Annotated in this window: 17 protein-coding genes; 9 read left to right on the top strand and 8 right to left on the bottom strand. The window is 46.5% G+C overall.

Translation table 11 applies throughout. From position 1 onward, the window contains the following. The 3 genes from QUB14_RS04875 to QUB14_RS04865 form a co-directional block, all read left to right on the top strand. Positions 1-343, top strand: a 343-nt coding sequence (locus tag QUB14_RS04875) for a HEAT repeat domain-containing protein (RefSeq protein WP_333297098.1), incomplete at its 5' end; no start/stop codon positions are given. An 81-nt stretch (positions 344-424) separates the two neighbouring features. Next, positions 425-1,147: a Uma2 family endonuclease gene (locus tag QUB14_RS04870; RefSeq protein ID WP_333215520.1), complete on the top strand. Its 723-nt coding sequence runs from the start codon at positions 425-427 to the stop codon at positions 1,145-1,147. Between the two features lie 464 nt (positions 1,148-1,611). Then, positions 1,612-2,376 (top strand): ABC transporter ATP-binding protein, encoded by a 765-nt coding sequence (locus QUB14_RS04865; protein WP_333215522.1) that lies wholly within the window; start codon positions 1,612-1,614, stop codon positions 2,374-2,376. A 181-nt stretch (positions 2,377-2,557) separates the two neighbouring features. On the opposite strand, the gene QUB14_RS04860 is transcribed toward QUB14_RS04865, so the two are convergent. The 3 genes from QUB14_RS04860 to tadA all read right to left on the bottom strand — a co-directional run bounded on the left by QUB14_RS04860 (position 2,558) and on the right by tadA (position 4,586). Next, positions 2,558-2,926, bottom strand: coding sequence for a hypothetical protein (locus tag QUB14_RS04860; RefSeq protein ID WP_333297096.1), 369 nt, complete (start codon positions 2,924-2,926; stop codon positions 2,558-2,560). Positions 2,927-3,073: 147 nt separating this feature from the next. Further along, positions 3,074-3,802, bottom strand: a complete 729-nt coding sequence (locus QUB14_RS04855) for a lysophospholipid acyltransferase family protein (RefSeq protein ID WP_333215526.1) — start codon at positions 3,800-3,802, stop codon at positions 3,074-3,076. 283 nt (positions 3,803-4,085) lie between these two features. Beyond that, complete coding sequence (gene tadA / locus QUB14_RS04850; RefSeq protein WP_333215528.1) at positions 4,086-4,586, bottom strand: tRNA adenosine(34) deaminase TadA; 501 nt, start codon at positions 4,584-4,586, stop codon at positions 4,086-4,088. Positions 4,587-4,664: 78 nt separating this feature from the next. Here tadA and QUB14_RS04845 point away from each other — a divergent pair, with 78 nt between their 5' ends. Further along, positions 4,665-5,261 (top strand): TerB family tellurite resistance protein, encoded by a 597-nt coding sequence (locus QUB14_RS04845; protein ID WP_333215530.1) that lies wholly within the window; start codon positions 4,665-4,667, stop codon positions 5,259-5,261. Between the two features lie 52 nt (positions 5,262-5,313). On the opposite strand, the gene QUB14_RS04840 is transcribed toward QUB14_RS04845, so the two are convergent. Together QUB14_RS04840 and QUB14_RS04835 are read right to left on the bottom strand one after the other, a co-directional pair. Then, entirely contained in the window at positions 5,314-6,291 is a 978-nt protein-coding gene (locus QUB14_RS04840; protein WP_333215532.1) for a transposase, read from the bottom strand. A 36-nt stretch (positions 6,292-6,327) separates the two neighbouring features. Further along, positions 6,328-6,570, bottom strand: coding sequence for a helix-turn-helix domain-containing protein (locus tag QUB14_RS04835; RefSeq protein WP_333215534.1), 243 nt, complete (start codon positions 6,568-6,570; stop codon positions 6,328-6,330). Between the two features lie 379 nt (positions 6,571-6,949). Here QUB14_RS04835 and menB point away from each other — a divergent pair, with 379 nt between their 5' ends. Beyond that, the gene (gene menB / locus QUB14_RS04830; RefSeq protein ID WP_006635932.1) at positions 6,950-7,783 is read left to right on the top strand and encodes a 1,4-dihydroxy-2-naphthoyl-CoA synthase; all 834 of its coding nucleotides are present in this window, start codon (positions 6,950-6,952) and stop codon (positions 7,781-7,783) included. Between the two features lie 222 nt (positions 7,784-8,005). Here the strand turns inward: menB and QUB14_RS04825 are convergent, their stop codons facing one another. Then, complete coding sequence (locus QUB14_RS04825; protein WP_333215536.1) at positions 8,006-8,308, bottom strand: hypothetical protein; 303 nt, start codon at positions 8,306-8,308, stop codon at positions 8,006-8,008. A 499-nt stretch (positions 8,309-8,807) separates the two neighbouring features. Here QUB14_RS04825 and QUB14_RS04820 point away from each other — a divergent pair, with 499 nt between their 5' ends. From QUB14_RS04820 to QUB14_RS04810, 3 genes are all read left to right on the top strand, one after another. Then, the gene (locus QUB14_RS04820; RefSeq protein WP_333215538.1) at positions 8,808-10,064 is read left to right on the top strand and encodes a hypothetical protein; all 1,257 of its coding nucleotides are present in this window, start codon (positions 8,808-8,810) and stop codon (positions 10,062-10,064) included. A gap of 269 nt (positions 10,065-10,333) precedes the next feature. After that, on the top strand, positions 10,334-11,038 hold the full coding sequence (locus QUB14_RS04815) for a PspA/IM30 family protein (RefSeq protein WP_333215539.1): 705 nt from the start codon (positions 10,334-10,336) through the stop codon (positions 11,036-11,038). Positions 11,039-11,339: 301 nt separating this feature from the next. Beyond that, on the top strand, positions 11,340-12,125 hold the full coding sequence (locus QUB14_RS04810; RefSeq protein WP_190663796.1) for a PspA/IM30 family protein: 786 nt from the start codon (positions 11,340-11,342) through the stop codon (positions 12,123-12,125). Between the two features lie 464 nt (positions 12,126-12,589). Here the strand turns inward: QUB14_RS04810 and QUB14_RS04805 are convergent, their stop codons facing one another. After that, positions 12,590-13,354, bottom strand: coding sequence for a hypothetical protein (locus QUB14_RS04805; RefSeq protein WP_333215542.1), 765 nt, complete (start codon positions 13,352-13,354; stop codon positions 12,590-12,592). On the opposite strand from QUB14_RS04805, the gene QUB14_RS04800 reads away from it, so the two are divergent. Next, complete coding sequence (locus QUB14_RS04800) at positions 13,348-13,617, top strand: ShlB/FhaC/HecB family hemolysin secretion/activation protein (RefSeq protein WP_333215545.1); 270 nt, start codon at positions 13,348-13,350, stop codon at positions 13,615-13,617. The genes QUB14_RS04805 and QUB14_RS04800 overlap by 7 nt on opposite strands. A gap of 803 nt (positions 13,618-14,420) precedes the next feature. Here QUB14_RS04800 and QUB14_RS04795 read toward each other — a convergent pair. After that, positions 14,421-16,445: an adenylate/guanylate cyclase domain-containing protein gene (locus tag QUB14_RS04795; RefSeq protein WP_445251815.1), complete on the bottom strand. Its 2,025-nt coding sequence runs from the start codon at positions 16,443-16,445 to the stop codon at positions 14,421-14,423. Positions 16,446-16,538 lie beyond the last annotated feature (93 nt).

Here is a 16,538-nt window from a genome sequence, read left to right as displayed (position 1 = left end):
GGGGTGGAAAGATGACCCAGAAACCTTACCTTGGCTCAAACAACTGGCTCAATCTGATGAGAATTCGGCTGTGCGATTTGCAGCAGTACAAGAATTAGCATGGGGGTGGAAAGATGAACCAGGGATATTTGAATGGTTGGGCGATATTGCTATCAATCATCATTTTGATCGCAAGTTTGACTGGGAAGAAAATTCCCGACAAACAGCACTTGAAATCATGATCGAGCAATACCCTGATCTCCCAAAAACTTTAGAAATACTTCGCGATAGATTTGCCAAAGATCCAGATAAACAAGTCCGCAATTTTGCCCAGCAAGCATTGGCAGAATTAGAGAAGCTGTAATCTAAAAAAAAAGTATCAACAAATTATGCTAGTTCAAAAAATAGTATAATTAATATCAAATAGTTCTCGGAGACAACCACTATGCAAGTCACGACCGAAGAAATTATTTATCCATGCAGCGACGGTCAACCAATGGCAGATAGCACAATTCAATACAAATTAATTGTCAAAATCCAAGAAGGTTGCGAATCGCTGTTTAAAAACGACCCAAACGTGTTTGTAGCAGCCGATTTACTGTGGTATCCAGTTGAAGGTAGACCAGACATTTCTCAAGCACCCGATGTCATGGTAATATTTGGCAGACCAAAGGGCGATCGACGTTCCTACCTGCAATTTAACGAAGATAATATTGGTCCCCAAGTTGCGTTTGAGATTCGCTCTCACAACGACAGACAAACCAAGATGTACAAAAAACTTTCATTTTACAATCGCTATGGAGTCGATGAATATTACCTTTACGATCCCGAAAACAACGAGTTGAGCGGTTGGCAAAGAATTGAAGGAAACTTAGAAATAATTGAGCCGATGGAGGGCTGGGTAAGTCCGAGATTGGGAGTGCGATTTGAGTTGGGCGAAGCTGGGTTAGAAATATATCGACCCGATGGACAAAGGTTTCTTTCCTATGCGGAATTGGAGGAACAGGGGGAATTAAACCGCCAGCGTGCCGAACAGGAAGCTCAAAGAGCCGAACAAGAAGCTCAAAGGGCCGAACAAGAAGCTCAAAGGGCCGAACAAGAAGCTCAAAGGGCCGAACGTTTGGCAGCAAAACTGCGCGAATTGAACATCGATCCTGAGAGCATTTAAGCGACAAATTGTTTAATTTAGGGCTTACGCATCAAGACCACAGAAACCGGGTTTTTTATGGTTTATGCGCGCTGTAGCGAATGATTTTCGTGAAAAAACCCGGTTTCTCACCACCTTTGTGTAAGTCCCATAATTACAACTTGTTCGACTTGTTTAAAGGCGCGAAGCAATCTCGATTCTTTGGGATTGGTTCACTCTACTCGGCTGCATTTGCAATGACCGAAAGCATCCAGGATACAAGCCCCCGGATTCATCCGTGGAGTGATAAAAAACCTGTATCCGATAAAGGAGCCCCCTAATTTATCCGTGGGGTCAATGCTTCAATCTAAAATCTAAAATCTAAAATCTAAAATCGATTGACGCTTGATACTGAAATTAGCGTCCAAACGATCGCCACGACCGCCGCCAAAACCGATAAGAAGTGTTAACTTAGTAGTCAGTTGTGTCGATCGCACAGAAAAAAAATGCCTGAACTACAAACCGATACATACCAAGACCTCGACCCGCAAGTCCTCTCAAAGCCCGTTGTTGTCGGTCTGGAAGAGGTAACAAAAGTTTACGGGATAGACGACCTGGAAGTTCGCGCCTTAAACGGCGTCAGCTTCACCGTAAGACAAGGAGAATATTGCTCGATTATGGGCGCGTCGGGATCGGGCAAATCTACAGCTATGAATATTATCGGCTGTCTCGATCGACCTACGAGCGGCAGTTACTACTTAGACGGCGTAGATGTCGCCCAAATGCCGGAAGGAGAATTAGCCGGAATTCGCAATTTAAAATTAGGTTTTGTATTCCAACAATTTCACCTGTTGCCTCAATTGACAGCATTAGAAAATGTCATGTTACCGATGGTTTATGCCGGCATTCCCGCAGCAGAAAGACGCGAACGGGGAGTAGAGGCTTTAACAAAAGTAGGCCTGGAAAGTCGGCTGCAAAACAGACCAAATCAACTATCAGGAGGACAGCAGCAGCGGGTAGCCATCGCCAGGGCAATTGTCAACCGTCCCGTGTTGTTGCTGGCTGATGAACCTACAGGTGCATTGGATACAAAAACAACTCAAGAAGTAATGGATATTTTTACAGAATTCAATGAAAATGGCATGACTGTTGTTATGGTAACGCACGAACCCGAAGTGGCGCGCCAAACTCGCCGCGTTGTCTGGTTCCGCGACGGTAAAGTTATTCACAATAATCTCAATCCCGGAGAGCTTTCACACGCGGTATTTTAGTATAATAGTCCGCGAAAAGCGAAAAGAAAATTGGGCGATTGAAATCGCTTCTAGACAAACGAAGTCCGCCTACGCGGACTGAAGAATCAAGAGGGTATCAGTCCTATGCAAGAGGACTTTAGCTATTAGACAGGGGTTTTCAACCCCTGGCGGACTAATAGACAAAACGCCCGATATCTGCTTAATGAAAAGCACTGGGAAAAGCTTCCCAAACTCGATCGACAAACTCTCTAAGTTGCCGAGATGCGATCGCACCATCCTTTTTTTCAGCATCCAGAGAGTGCAACTCGGTCAACAGTGAAATTACCTCAGTATCTAAAGCCGCCCGAAACAAGCTCAGCGGCCAAAGCAAATCAGCACCATCTCGCAAATCCGATAAAGTATACTCTGTCGGTGAATCCTTCCCCGACACCGATACAACTAACATCAAAGGGCGCACCCAACAAACTTGACGTGCCTCAACCACTTGGATAACCTCAGAATGCAGGCACGCATCTCCACATTCTAAACTGACAATTTGACCCGGCTTAAAGTTCAAAGCACAATCCATTAATGCTCACACTTAATACAGACATAACAAAGCAGCAAAATAAGTGCTGCATCTCTCCACAGCACCCGAAAACATTATATCATAATTCCTTCTTCCCTCTTCCCTCTTCCCTCTTCCTTCTTCCTTCTTCCTTCTTCCTTCTTCTTCTTAACTTTCATCAAGCTTTTTAAGATCCATTTCGAGCTGGGCACTCAACAATCGTGCTTCTTTTTTACCACCGCCACCATTGGCATAATCCGCCACGGAAATCGGAGAACCGATCGCAATTTTTACCTGACAACCCCATCGAGGAATGCGCGGGCGATAGCGGATACTCATCGGTACAATTTTCACGCCCAAACCCGGTTTGCTCAATTCTGCTTGAATTGCCAAACGCGCTAATCCCGGCTTAATCGGATGAACTTCGCCATCCTGAAAAATGCCGCCTTCGGGAAAAATCACCAACATTTCCTTGTCGAGGAGTAGTTCCACCCCATAACGGAGACTGCCAATTGCCGGATGCTTGAGATCCACAGGAAACCCTCCCAAATTTCTGATGAACCAACCTTGCAGTCCTTTGACTTCATCAGCAGTTACCATAAACCGCAAATCGCGTCCAGTCACCTTCTGTCCAGTTGAATAGGGCATCATCAGGGCATCCCACCGGGATCTGTGCGTAGGGGCTAAGATGACAGGCCCGTCTTTCGGCAAGTGCTCCTGTCCGGTTATCTCAATCTTGCCAAAATGAAACGGTAGGACAACATAGTGACCTAGCGGATAGAGCAAGGAGGTTAACCAAGGAGAAACGCGAGAGGTATTAGATGCTACCTTGGCAGGCATTGGCTTCACTAGAGATGATTTACTGGACTCAACGGCGATCGTGGCGGTGTGGGGCATAGCAATTAAGCTGCTTTCTCGAGATCTCAAGTCTAAAGTAAGTGATTGGACAAATCTTTAGTTTTTGGGTCGGGACACTTTTGCTATTGGCCTTGTACCGATCGAGCGATCGCGCCCGCAAGAGATAATCTCTAACAGGTAAAACCTCAGCCAACCGGACAGCACTAATACAGAGTAGTCGGCCGCCTGGAAAGCTCGATCGGGCAATTACGGATCTATTATTCCAGCTAAAGGGTCAAGTTCGATTAAACATCGCCCAGAAGAGAGTAAAAAATTTTACCTGTTAATTTTTCCGGCGTGTTTCAAACCAAGAAATCAACTGATCGCGGCAAACAGACTCCATAATACCGCCGAGCACCTCTAAGCGGTGACACGAATGCGCGCTATCGGGAATATTAGCCGCAGTCCGAATCGTGCCAGTTTTCGGGTCATCTGCTCCGTATACCAGCAGGCCAATCCGAGCTTGGACGATCGCACCAGCGCACATCGGGCAAGGCTCTAGCGTTACGTAGAGCGTGCATTGGTTAAGATGCCAGTCTTGCAAAACTTGGCCGGCCGCCCGCAAAGCCAAGATTTCAGCGTGAGCAGTCGGATCGCAGTCTCGTTCTCGCCGATTTTGCGCTTCGGCAATCAATTTGCCAGTACCGTCAACAATGGCAGCACCCACGGGTACTTCACCCGCATCACCCGCTGCTTGTGCCAGTTCCACAGCCCTAGTCATCCAGCGTTTGTGAATAAAATAAGTAGTATCACTAATAGACAATGGCTCAGTTTTAGAATTCACGTCATACCTACGTAACACAAAAACTTAAGATCGAGAAAGAAAGTTACATTACAGCTTAATAGAAAGTCATTTTTAATTATGGACACCACCAGGATAACCACTGAAATTGTTGAGCTGTTGTGCCGCATTAGCCGACAAAAGCTGCGCGAACAAGATATCACTCCTTTGGTAGTGTTTGTGACTGCTCTGATTTCCATCCTGCGCGGAGTGATGATTATTGACAGGACGATCGCAGTTGAAGAAGAAGAACGGCTGCAAAAGACTCTCAAAGCCTTTGCCAGCGGCGACCGCGATCGGGTAGAACTAATTCAGCGCCTTGTCAAAGGAGTATCCAAACAGCAGGTTTACTTCAACCCCACGGAATTGCTAACCCTGACAGCTTTGTTCTCAGAATCAGAAAAACTGTTGCTTATCGGTTCCGGCTACGAAATGTCAGCGGCCGACGGACACATCGATATGCGGGAGCAAATGTACTTACAGTCGATCGCAAATCGGCTCGGCCTCGACTCCAGACACATTGCAGTCCTAGAAACTTTATTTACTAAAGAAGGAACCCTCGACTCACAAGCTTTTGCCGAAGTTCAAGCTTTACTCGATCCCAGCGAATTCGAGTCCCGCGATCCGGTATTTGGCAAAGCAGCAAAGCACTTGCTGAGTATTTTACTTCGCAAATAATCCAGCGCATTTGACATCCTCACCGCCCTAAAGGGAGGGTGATTCCCAAGAATCACTTCTTGAGTTTTCTGCTTCGTCCCGTGCCAGCTAGACTGACTTTACCACCAGTCCCCGCCGCATCCAGTCCACAGACAGTTTGTTTTACTTCCAGGCTATGCCCTAGCCCAGAAATTAGTTCCAACCCACGATTTCTAACCACCTGTGCCGCTGCCACATCACGCGATGCAGTAAAGAAACACACTGGACAAGAATGAATTCTTTCGTCTAGGTGCTTTTTGCCCGTATGCGTCCCACACTCAGGACATTGTTGTGATGTGTAGTCCTTGTCTACCTTGGCAAAGAAAACACCTCGTTTAAAGCACACCCATTGTAGTATGTTGACGAATTGACCGAATCCAGCATCGGCACTATGTTTACTCAACATTCCTCTGGCCCAAGAGCGAAAGTCGATGTCTTCAACAAATATCATCCCTACGCCGTCACTCATACGGTGGGCTAACTTAAAGTGCCAGTCTTTCCTGGTGTCAGTAATCTGTTGATGAATTCTGGCTATTTTTTGATTGAGCTTATGTCTGTTATTCGACCCTTTCTTCTTATGCTTTAATCTACGTTGCAGTAATTTCAACTCGCGTTGTAGAGTTTGCAGGAAGCGAGGTCTAGCAATTTGCTCGTTATCGCTAGTAGCTACAAATTTATCAAACCCTAAATCCAAACCTCGCGGATGACCGGATATGGGTGTATCTGGCACAGATACATTTAACTGTAATGACAACATGACAAAATATCCGGATGCCCGTCGTACAACCCTGGCTTGTTTAATTTCAAATCCCCCTGGGATTTGGCGTGACAAGCGCAAACGAATCCACCCTAGTTGAGGCAATTTCAGCAAACTTCCATTGATGGGATTTTTGCCCAATTGAGGAAACACAAACGATCGCATTCGGTATTTGTTCTTGAAGCGAGGGAAGCCTAGTTTCTTCGCTCTCATGTCCTCAAATGCCCTGTCCAGCGTTCTTAAGACTTGTTGCAATACTTGCGAATGTACGCTCGTGAGGAGGGGAAATTGCTATGCGGCAAGAGTCAATCGTTTAGCCTGAGTGTGGTAACTAGGGTATGGCTCGTCAGCCCTGAGTATGTACTCCTGTTCGATGGAACAAGCATTTACAGGCGACTTGCGGGAATTCAACCAGTCTTTGCGCTCCCGCAAAGCAAAGTTCCATACAGAACGACACACAGCGAATATCCGCTCGATAGTATCGACCTGTTCTGGAGTTGGTTCTAGTTTGAATTCCCACGTCATGTTTAGCATGAAATTATTTTACACGCTTACTGAGTATGTGTAAAGCCGTCCTCCACTTCGTTAAAGGACGGGGTTTTAGACCCAAATTTTCGATAAATTTTGGAGCAGTAAAAGTCCTGAGAAGAGTTCGAGGATTTGAGGTTGTTTTCATTTGAGATGGGACTTGGGCGCTTTTACCCTCAAAAACCGGGTTGTTTAACCCCTACCAAGAGCGCTGCACGGAGTATGTTGGTGAAAAACCTGGTTTCTGCCTAAGTCCCGCTTTATTTTTTGGGCAAGAGTCGATCGACCCTTGTATCCCATTGAACCGAATGCCTCTAAAATCTAAAAGCGACTTGTCGCTACCTTAATGCACCCTGCTCGGTCTCAAATCTCAAATTGATTGATTATGCAAATTGAATGGCAAACCGCCAAAACCTACGAAGACATTCTCTATCACAAAAGCGGCGGCACCGCCAAAATTACCATCAATCGACCTCACAAACGGAACGCTTTCCGTCCCAAAACCGTGCAGGAACTGTGCGATGCCTTTACTGATGCCCGCGAAGACACAAAAATCGGCGTTGTCCTTTTCACCGGTGCGGGGCCTCATACAGACGGCAAATACGCCTTTTGCGCCGGCGGCGACCAAAGCGTGCGGGGTGCGGCGGGATATGTAGACGAAGGTGGCATACCCCGCTTGAACGTGCTCGACTTGCAGAAGTTGATTCGATCGATGCCCAAAGTGGTAATTGCTTTAGTTGCAGGCTACGCAATTGGAGGGGGTCACGTTCTGCACTTAATTTGCGACTTGACGATCGCTGCTGACAATGCTATTTTCGGACAGACAGGCCCCAAAGTCGGCAGTTTCGACGGTGGTTTCGGAGCTAGCTATCTCGCCAGAGTTGTAGGCCAGAAAAAAGCCAGAGAAATTTGGTTTTTGTGTCGCCAGTACAGCGCGCAGCAAGCCCTAGAAATGGGTTTAGTCAACTGCGTCGTGCCCGTGGAACAACTAGAACTAGAAGGGATTCAGTGGGCGGCGGAAATTCTAGAAAAAAGTCCGATCGCGATTCGCTGTTTGAAATCTGCTTTTAATGCCGACTGCGACGGTCAAGCCGGTTTGCAAGAACTGGCGGGAAATGCCACTTTGCTGTACTATATGACCCAGGAAGGCGCCGAAGGCAAACAAGCCTTTTTGGAAAAACGGCAACCTGATTTTAGTCAATATCCTTGGCTGCCATAGCTGGATGGAGAAATCAGTTTTTTTTATGCGCTCATATTAAAGTAGATGCTGCTGATTTTTATGAGTTAGTAAAGCCAAATGCACCCGATGTCCAAAAGTGTCAGTATTGATACCAGTTCCCAAAAAGAATGAAACTGCTTTGTCAGATCCAAACCATGATAACGATCAGTGATTTCCCAATCGAAAATCGAAAATGGTATGATCTATCCTGCTGCCGACTAACTAAACCGAGACTGCTGCTGCGGATTTTTCGGTTAACGTTGTGCAGGTAAGCTGGCAGGCATTGCGCTCGGAAAGAGTGAGGGCGGCATCCTGCAGCGTCAGAGTCGATTCTTGCCACATTCCAATTTCTTCTATGTTTTCCCAAGATGACCTAAAAGGCGAAACCGCTAAAGCACAAGCTTTCCAGTGACCTTGAACCGGCCCGCCTAGTAAAGCGCAAACACCCCCGCGTCTCCCCTCAGGGGTATAGTGCCTGCAGTGACGGCAAGCTGAAGTTAAAGGTGAAGTTAAGGAGGTTTGCATAAAAGTTCTTAGGGAAATCATTTTCATCTCTAATTCTCCCTTGCAGAGCTAGCCTGCCTGAGAGCCTCCCAGCCTTTATTCTGTCTGGCTTGTAGCGATCCCCGGAGCATAATTAAATTTTATAATTTATTTATAATCTCGTTATATATAGAAACAATTAGCTCTGTCGTTGCTCATTGTATAGGTAAAAACAAAGGTTAAAACTTTATAAAGCCGTCAGGGATCAAGAAAAAGTACAAATGTGCAACGACTATGAGACGTTATAAATAAGCGGTAGCTCAGGATACAAAAAGCTGCTGAGAGTTTCGGTAAGCTGCCCCCGGGACACACCAACAATTAAGTCTTAAAATGAAAATGAAAAGATAACCGCAGGCGATCGGGCCCCTGTTGCATTGACGCCAAAAGTAGCTAATCATAAAATAGGCAAGTTTTCAAGCTTCTTGTTTATCTCTACAATCAAAAGATTAAAATTAATTCAGAGGCGGTAGGAGTTTTGCTAATGAGTAAGCGTTCTTCGGTTGAATCCCCAAATCATCAATCCTCTTCAACCCCAATCAAGCCTGCTTTGCAAGCAGTCCTGGGGAGTCTAGATGTAAACCTAGAAGCAGAACTGACAACATACAGAAGGCACAGGAGGCGCGCCGAACAGTGGGTGTCGCCCTCAGTTCGTATCGGCAAGCAAACAGCCACAACCGAGCAACAGCTAGCCCAAAATTTGGCGCCGAAGACTGCGGAGGAAACCCAGCAGCCGCTATCGCTGCCCCTATCCATTGCGGGCACTCAGGGCGATGCCCCGCTAGCAACTACCAGGGGTGGGACAAAATTATCTAGCAGTGCCTTGGCACCCAACAAGTATCTCGAATCAAGCGAAAAACTGATCGAAAGTTTGGACGAGTCAAAAGCTGAGCCTACGGTAGAACGCAGTTTAGCCGCCAGTTTGTTAACTCCCTTGGGCCTGAGTTCGATGCTGCTGTTTTTGCTGTCCTGCACAGCTTTGGGCTACGCAGTCATGTACCCGTCAAATCTGGTTAAGATGGCAGGCCTGAGCCGTTTCCTCGATCGCACCTCACCCTCTTCAAGCGACAGTCCCGCCTCTACTTCCATCTCGGATACCAGTACCAAGGAACTGCCGAAAGCTCCAAATCTGGTATCCAAGGAATTTGTGGAGCTAGATTTGAGCACTCTCAGCAATGTCAAGCCGACAGTCAGCCCGATTCCTTCCCCGTCACCAAAAGCATCAATCCCGCCCAATCCGGCAGCGCCTCCGGGCCCCAGCGGGGTTGTGCCGATTCCTACAGAAGACGGCAACCCCCCCAGAGGCAGGGAACAAGGACTCAACAATCTGAGTACGGCTTTGCTTCCCACTCCCAGTCCTAGCGCTGCCCAGCCTGTGCCGGCACTGCCAACACTGCCTCCAACACCATCCCCAGCCCAGCCTGCCACCACATCTCCGGCGACAGCATCCCCAGCCGCAGCATCCCCGGCGACAGCATCCCCAGCCGCAGCATCCCCAGCCGCAGCATCTCCCCTGGGAAGGCCTGCACGGGCCGCCGACGGTTTCTATTACGTTGTCACCGATTACACCGACGAAAAATCGCTGCAGCAAGCCAGAAAAGCAGTTCCCGATGCCTACGTGCGGAACTTCTCAAAGGGTGTCAAGATCCAAATGGGGGCTTTGAACGATGCTGCCTCAGCAGAACGTTTGGTGAAAGAACTCCAAGAAAAAGGGGTGAAGCCACAATACTATCAGCCATAAATTAGGCAAAGACAATTAAACTGATGATCGGGGAGTAGGTTGGGCCCGAGGCACGAACCCTCCGTTTCGCTTCACCCAACAATTGCTCAGTTTTGATGGGTAATGCTCGCGCCCTACCCATCCTAAAAATAATCATGACGATCTAACTTTGAGGGAATTAAAAATTCAAAATTAAAAATTAAAAAGACGATTGATGAGTTTTCATTTTTAGTTTTGAATTCTGATTTCTCTGTGTTAATTCTAAAGTTGAAAATCGGGAGACTGGCAAAATGGGATTATTCGATCGCCTATGGCGAGTGATTCGAGCCAATATTAACAGTTTGGTCGGGGCTGCAGAAGACCCAGAAAAAATTCTGGAACAGGCTGTAATGGATATGCAGGAAGATTTAGTGCAGCTCAGACAAGCTGTGGCAGGAGCGATTGCAGCTCAAAAACGCACTGAACGCCAGTGCTCCCAAGCTGAGTCTACAGCAGCAGAATGGCATCAGCGGGCGCAGCTAGCTTTGCAAAAAGGCGAGGAAAATTTGGCGCGGGAAGCTCTGACGCGCAAGAAATCTTATCAAGAAACGGCAACGGCGATGAAAGCCAGTCTCGGACAACAGAACGCTGTTGTGACTAAACTAAAAGAAAATATGCGGGCGCTCGAAAGTAAAATTTCCGAGGCAAAATCTAAAAAAGATATGTACATTGCCCGAGCTCGATCGGCCGCATCGTCGGAAAGGCTTCAAGAAATGATGGGCAATCTCAGTACCGGCAGCGCTTTGAGCGCGTTTGAACGGATGGAAGAGAAAGTCATGGAACTAGAAGCTCGCTCCGAAGCAATCGCAGAACTCGGAACTAATGATTTAGAAAAGAAGTTTCTCTCTCTCGAAGGTGCCGACGATGTGGATACCGAGTTGGCGGCGATGAAAGCACAAATGCTTCCGGGCAAGAATACACCCAAATTGCCGTCGAGCGAGCCGCCCGCATCCTGAACCCCAGACAACAGAACAAGAGTCGGGACGAGCAAAAACTTCTCAACAGCCTAGCTAGAGATGGCTCGAAGCCTGTGGGGGAATTCCCGGATCGAAGTTAAACTCAATAGATAGGTGCATGAATAAGCTTGCCTGCATCACATTACTCGATCGCTTTAAACTGGATTTATCTGTCTGCAAAAATTGCCAAAAACTAAATCGCACTAAAAATCTGACAAGAGTGAATTTCACAACTGCGGGCTAGGGCTATCAAGCCTGCTTTCCGCCTACTTCGTACACCTCACCCAGGAAAAATAGCATTATGGGATTATTTGACCGCATTAGCCGAGTCGTCAAAGCCAATCTTAACGATCTGGTCAACAAAGCTGAAGACCCGGAAAAGATTTTAGAACAGTCCGTTACGGATATGCAGGAAGACTTGGTGCAGTTGCGTCAAGCCGTTGCCAGCGCGATCGCCACTCAAAAGCGTACCCAGACTCAGTACAATCAAGCTGAATCTCAGTCTAACCAGTGGCAGCAGCGCGCTCAGCTAGCCCTGCAAAAAGGAGACGAGACTTTGGCCCGGGAAGCGCTGGTTCGCAAAAAGTCTCACGCTGAAACGGCGGCTACGCTGAAAGCCAGCCTGGATCAGCAATCGGCTCAGGTGGAAAGTCTCAAGCGCAACTTGATCGGTTTGGAGAGCAAAATTTCCGAAGCTAAGACTAAGAAGGATATGCTCAAGGCGAGGATATCCGCTGCCAAGGCTCAGGAACAGCTCAACAATACTATTGGCACCTTGAATACTGGCAGTTCAATGGCAGCTTTCGATCGCATGGAAGAAAAAGTTTTGCAGATTGAAGCTCGCGCGGGAGCTTCGGCAGAATTGGCCGCCGGCGGCAGCAATTTAGAGGAACAGTTCCGCTTGCTCGAAAGCGGCGGTGATGTTGACGACGAGTTGGCTCAGATGAAAGCTCAACTGACCGGGGGTTCTGTGTCTCAAGGTCAATTGCCGGCAGCGGGTAAAACTGCAGCAGCTAGTAGCTCGGAGTCGAGCCAGGTGATTGACGCTGAGTTGGAAGAATTGCGATCGCAGCTCAATAAAATGTAGTAATCTCTATCCAAATTTACCTATTTCTCAGATCGCAGGTTTGATAGAATGCTCCGCCGACCTACAGGGCTAGCTTGGGAGGTCGGAGTTTTTTTAAGTAATTGTCAAATGCACAAAATACAAATTATGTCAACTATCTTTCTATTGATTTAAGGAATTAACTATTTAAAAAGTGATAGAGTAATTTTATTCCTTGCAAGAGGGCTAGCTTGGGAGGTCGCAGTGTTTTTAGCAATTGTTAAATACACAAAATAGAATTGCTGTCAACTATCTTTATATAGACTTAAGGAATTAAGTCTTTAAAAAGTGATAAAGTATTATTCCTTGCAATTGCGTCGGCCTCGCCCGATCGTAACTGTAAATAACTATCAAATATGGCTAATCTGTCATGCCCGTGCACTTTTCTAGAGGCTTTTGGAAAATCAAGTTTTTCAAGGCATTAGCACTTGGTTTTTCAATTGCAGCTATTTGCCCCGCACTGCTATCAGCTCTAAGTGTTGGCGAGTCGATGGTTGGTACCGACTCAGGGGTGCAAGCGCCAATTTTGCATGATAATTTACCGTCTCAATTAAAACTAAATCAAGAAACAGCAGACGATCGCGATCGGCTTCGTGATTTATACTCGGGTTCAGAATCAGATAGAGGCAGTAAAGAGCAAGAAAATAGCATCCCGGAGCTCGATCAAACGACGCAAAGTGAGGCCCCAGAAACTCTCCCTCAATTGCCGAACCGAGGAGAAAACAGACAAGAATTTCCCATTCCCAACCCGCGGCAGCCAAATCCGGCTCCCCTCCGATAACCCGCGCGACGTCCTTGCTTTCATGCGAACAGCTCTTTTGCCGTCTGCGGTTCCCGCGCCGGCACAGCCAGCAGAATTGGTAAGATTCCGGGTACGATAAAACTCGATCGATGGCGGAAGTAGTGGGCAGTTGATTTACCGCGAGCCGATCGTGCAAAATCCGAGAAGAGAAATCGCGATCGCGCTGTCGCTGGGAGCAGATAATCGGGGTAGAACTCGGGTTGCGGCGCTGAGGCTGTTTCAGGATTTTACTCAGAGGGGAAAGAGAGATGTCTTGGCGGCGCGATCGCAGTTCTGTCTCGGAATGGCAGCATTTGGCGCTACCGTGAGCAGGAACGACGCTGACCGTTAATTTTTGAGGTGGCGGGGTTGCAGTACGTGCGGTTGTTGGCTCGTGAGACGCTGCTGCAGGTGCGATCGGATGTGGCATTGGTTCGGGCCGAACTTTTGCCGATCGAACAATTCGGTATAAGAGGCTCAGACACATTGCGGGGCTACCGTCAGGATGCTTTGCTGGCAGATAGCGGGATTTTTGATTCAGTTGAGTTGCGGTATCCGATGCAAGGGCACCGACGACAAACAAGGAGTTTTGCAGGTGACGCCGTTTGTGGATTTTGGCAAGGTTTGGAATCCCAGGGAAAGCGCGGTTTTGGAAGCGAATCTTTGCTGTCAGCGGGATTGCGGCTGCGGTGACTGTACGGCGAAAGGTGGAATGCTCGCGGAGGCTGGGGAATTCCTTTGATTGATATTAAGTCGAGCAACAGGAGTTTACAAGAGCGCGGGCTATATTTTTCTGTATAATTCAAACCTTTTTAGGAAAGCAGTCGTTTTGCCCTTGGCGGAACTGAGCACTTCCGCTATATAGTAATAAGTATCATTTGGCACTCCTCTGTAGCTGCCAAGAGTGCATTTTACTGATAATCTTTAAATTAAACTATGTCTAAGGTGCGGTTGCTGCTTTTAAGTTCTTTTGCTTCCGGTTTTGGGCTTTGCTCAATCATTTTGGCGATGTTTACGATGACTTCAAGGTTGTCCTTTACGTCTTTTTTTACCTTTGTTTTAACTTTAGTTTTTTTTGTAATTAATCTAATTTTTGCTTTGCATTATTATACATCAATTACTAAGCAATTGAGTGTTAAAGGTAAAAGAAAAGCGAGAATTTAGCGGTTGTGAAGCAGAAGCGGAAAAAGGCATGGAGAGTTTTTTATGGAATTTGAATGGAATCCAGGAAAATGCCTGTGGGTTAGGAAAACTATCTAGCTGTAAGCCATAATTATTTAAAGTCTCATTATTTATGAGGTGCGATGGGGAAAAACTCTAGACATCTCCGAAAACAACCGGAGCCTCTGTGTACTTAAGCTCTAGGCCGTAAATGCAATCATCCTAAATTAGCTAGTATGTACGATAAAACCAGACTTTGAGATATTTATTGTTGATAATTCGACCAAAATATTGAGAGATTTATTGATTTAAAATAACCCTTAGTTAACGTTATTTTAACACTTATTCACCTCTCCAGTGCTAGTGGCTAATATTCCTTCCCGCCGACCCAAAAGCCAATAGGTCATCATTTCTCCTCTTCCCTTGACCTCGATCGTACCCCTTGGCTCTAGTAAGTATTTATTCTGTAATTTGAGATAAGTCGCATCGGTGACTTGAATGTATCCCGGTTTGCCGTGGGATTCCATCCTTGAGGCGATATTCACCGCATCACCCCAGAGGTCATAGATAAATTTCTTAATCCCAATTACTCCCGCAATTACAGGACCCGTATTAATCCCGATCCGAATTTGTAGAGATTCCCCAAAAATATTCTTCACGTTTTCCATATAGGCTTTCATATCCAACGCCATGTTGGCGATCGCTTCGCAATGATCCGGTCGAGAAGCGGGTAAACCACCAACTACCATGTAGGCATCCCCAATGGTTTTAATTTTCTCTAAGCCATACTTTTCAGTGAGTTGATCGAAGGCAGAGAAAATTTGGTTCAAACCTGCTACCAATTGCAACGGCTCTATCCGTGCTGAGATAGTGGTAAAACCTACGATATCCGCAAACAAAATCGTGGCTTCTTCAAAATGTTCAGCAGGGGATTCATTAGTCCGCATGAGGCGCTCGGCAATTTCCGCAGGTAAGATATTCAAAAGTAATTGTTCTGACTTTTCTTTTTCTTGGCGCAGTTCTCCAGTTCTTTGCTCCACTCTAAATTCCAACTCTTCATTTGCCAAATGGAGGGCATCTAGAGAATCCTTCAGTTGTTTTGTCATGCCGTTAAAAACGTTGGCTAATTGGCCAAGTTCAATGATGGAACTAACCTCCACTTGTTGGTTGAGATTGCCCGCAGCGATCGCTTCCGAAGCACTGGTGATCCGCTCCACAGGACGGATAATCCGGCGAGCGGTCAGGATACCCAACAAAATTGCCAAAATCAAAGTTGCTAAACAGAGCAGGATTGTAGTCTGAGTATTGGCATTAATCTGATTCATAAAGTCTGCTTCTGGAATAGTCACCACCACCAACCAGTCAATACCTTTACTATCTCGAAAAGGATCGACTTGGACGAAATAATTTTTACCATCGACGGTAAATTTCAGTTGATGAGATGCTTGGATATTTTGAAAATCATGAAACTGCTCTAGCAAAGCTTGACTTGCTTTTTGGGTGATGGCATTGCTACTATTGGCTACCTTGAGTCGTTCAACTCGTTGCTCTGGCAGTTCGACAACCTTTTCTGGGTAATTTTTAAAGGGCTTTTCCTCTGTAGAGGTGGCAATCATTTCTCCAGAACGTTCCAGAATAAAACTTTGCCCAGTTTTACCGATTTTGAGTTTGCTTAAAAAATCCCCAAACATTACCAGATTTAAGTTTGTCATCCACACTCCTTGGAGAGCTCCAGTCTTGGTATATATGGGTTTGCCAGCCGCAATATATAAGGATTCACCTGTAATGTGGGGATACACTGTTCCCCAAACACCTTGCTTTTGCTGGACGGGAATTTTATAGTAGGGGCGTTGGCGGGGGTCCCAATTAGGTTTCCCGGCGTTGGTAATTTCCCGGCGTTCCCCCTCTGGACTGGTGGTATAGGTAGTCAAAGTGTGGTTATTTTCTACCTCCGAAGCACGGATGACGATCGCGCCATCCTCCTGCCGTTCAGCACCAAAAAACTCCTGATTGGCGCTAACAAAACCTGTGGCAGCAACATGGGGAAAGGCGGAGAGTTGTCGCCATAGAAACTTCTCTACATCTCTCCCATTATTAAGATCGATGCGGTTTTGGCTCAGAGTTGCATCATAGCTTTCAAAGCATTGAAAGGGAATAGCAACCAGATCACTTAGATTTTCCTTGATGCGCTCGTTAATATCATTCTCCAACTGAGTAGCTACATCATTTACTGCTTTTTGACCGTTTCTATAGGAAAGATAACCAACAACAGCCACTGCTCCAACTGTTTGGACAACAAATGGAACAATTAGCATTATTTGTAGGGAAATTTTTGTGAAAAGTCTAGGTGATAAGGGCATCCTTGATTTACCAAGCATAGTGACTTCTCCCGACATTGATACCTAAGATAAGTTAATCAGAATTTAATTTGCATGCGCCTACACCCTACACCT

This window comes from Microcoleus sp. B3-D2 (assembly GCF_036705345.1).
Lineage (GTDB): Bacteria > Cyanobacteriota > Cyanobacteriia > Cyanobacteriales > Microcoleaceae > Microcoleus.
The sequence above is the reverse complement of the archived record's forward strand: the minus strand, read 5'-3'. Positions and strand labels throughout refer to the sequence as shown.